Consider the following 2,093-nt stretch of genomic DNA (forward strand, 5'->3'; position numbering starts at 1 on the left):
GAGAAGATGCGCTCCTTGGCGCGGCTCTTCTCCTCGTCGCGGCGCGCGCCGCCGAAGGCTGCGTCGAAGCCGAACTTGTCGAGCGCCTGCTTCAAGCCCTCCGTCTTCCACATGTCGGTGTGGAGCGCGCCATGGTCGAACGGGTTGATGCCGCGGGCCTGGGCCTCGGGATTATGATGGACCAGCAGTTCCATGCCCGCGTCGCGCGCCGCCTTGTCGCGCAGGTCGTACATCGCGCGGAACTTCCAGGTGGTGTCGACATGGAGCAGCGGGAAGGGCGGCGGTGAGGGATAGAAGGCCTTCTTCGCCAGATGCAGCATCACCGCCGAATCCTTGCCCACCGAGTACAGCATCACAGGCCGCTCCGCCTCCGACACTACCTCCCGCAATATATGTATGCTCTCCGCCTCTAGGCGCTGAAGATGGGTAAGGTTCCGGGTCATGGGCTCGCTCGCGCCGCTGGGCGGCATAAGGGTCTATAATGTGCCGTCGAAATGACCCCGCTGCGCCCGCCGGGCAAGATTGGCTTTATTAAGCCGGGTAAACCCCATCTTCTCTCGTCTGGCCGGGGAAAGGCATGACAGAGCGGAGAGGCGGACCTATCTCTTGCGCCATGCACGGCCCCAACCGACAGGATGTTTCCCACCCCATGACGACCGTTCTTCCCACCCGCCGCCTGGGCGCACTCACCGTTTCCGCCATCGGCCTTGGCTGCATGAACCTCTCCCATGCCTATCTGCCGCGCCCGTCCGCGGACGAGGCCGAACGGCTGCTGCGCCATGCGCTCGACGCCGGCGTGACCTTCTTCGACACCGCGGCCCTCTATGGCTTTGGCGCCAATGAGGAATTGCTTGGCCGCACCATCATGGACCGGCGCGCCGATTTCACCCTCGCCAGCAAATGCGTGCTGGCGGAGATTGACGGCAAGCGCGGCCTCGACGGCTCGCCCCAGGCGATCACCCGCGTGCTGGAGGATTCGCTGCGTCGGCTCAGGACCGACCGTATCGATCTCTATTATCTGCATCGCCTAGACCCCAAGGTGCCGATCGAGGAGTCGGTCGGCGCGCTGGTGCGCGGCGTGGAGGATGGCAAGATCGGCGCGATCGGCCTGTCGGAAATGTCGGCAGCGACGATTCGCCGCGCCCATGCGGTCCATCCGATCACCGCAGTGCAGACCGAATATTCGCCCTGGAGCCGCAACCCGGAGGTTGCCGTGCTCGACGCCTGCGCGGAACTCGACATCGGCTTCGTCGCCTTTTCGCCGGTCGGCCGCGGTCTGCTCGCCGGCGGGGTTGGGCCACAGGGCGTGCCGGAGGGGGATATTCGTGGCGCCATGCCGCGTTTCCAGCCGCCCCACCTTGCCCATAATCTGGTGTTGGCAACGAAGCTCAACGGGCTCGCCGACGAAGCGGGCTGCACCATGGCGCAGCTCTGCCTGGCCTGGCTGCTGTCCCGTCGCGATTTCATCGTGCCGATTCCCGGCACGACCAACATGGCCCATCTCGACGAGGATCTGGCGGCGGCCAGGCTCGATCTGCCGCGTCCGCTGCTCGACCGCGTCGACAGCCTGTTCGATTTCAGGGCGGTGTCGGGGCCGCGTTACCCGCGCGATGCGCAGGCGCAGATCGATACCGAATTGTGGGAAGGCGAGCCGCTGGCCTGATTCTCGCACCGATTCTCCCCTGATTCCCGATTCTTGCCGCAGCAGGATCGGGATTCGGATGGAGAGGCGTGGGACCCGGCGCCCAATCCGGTTCCGGAAACGCATTTTTATTACAAGCGCGTGAAATCTCCGAAATGCCCGAAAGACCGGGCTTTTCACGCGATCGGGAGAGGCCGCATTCTCAACTTTCGGAGGGGAAATTCAAAAAGGGCGGAATTTCGCGGTTGACCGAATCAAATGCCCCGCCTAGAGGGCTTTTCACCGGACGGGGCGCTGCCAAACGGAAGCGCTCGGAACGGTCGCCCCCATAGACGGACACTGGTCCTCTGAACGAGAGTTTAGGGAACGCTGGTTGTCCGGTTTTGATGTCGGTGCGGCTCTTTGACATTGTGATTTAGATGAAGGGACATGTGGGCGGCGGCCCTGGGTT

2 protein-coding genes are annotated in these 2,093 nt (G+C 64.0%); one reads left to right on the forward strand and one right to left on the reverse strand.

The genetic code is table 11. The features are described from left to right. On the reverse strand, positions 1-443 hold a 443-nt coding region (gene cysD, locus JQK15_RS26355), incomplete at its 3' end, for a sulfate adenylyltransferase subunit CysD (RefSeq protein ID WP_214869594.1). Positions 444-649: 206 nt separating this feature from the next. Between cysD and JQK15_RS26360 the strand changes: the two genes are divergently transcribed. Then, positions 650-1,663: an aldo/keto reductase gene (locus JQK15_RS26360; protein ID WP_214869596.1), complete on the forward strand. Its 1,014-nt coding sequence runs from the start codon at positions 650-652 to the stop codon at positions 1,661-1,663. The last annotated feature ends 430 nt before the right edge of the window (positions 1,664-2,093 follow it).

It is taken from the genome of Sphingobium sp. BHU LFT2 (genome assembly GCF_018604485.1).
GTDB classification, from domain to species: domain Bacteria; phylum Pseudomonadota; class Alphaproteobacteria; order Sphingomonadales; family Sphingomonadaceae; genus Sphingobium; species Sphingobium yanoikuyae_A.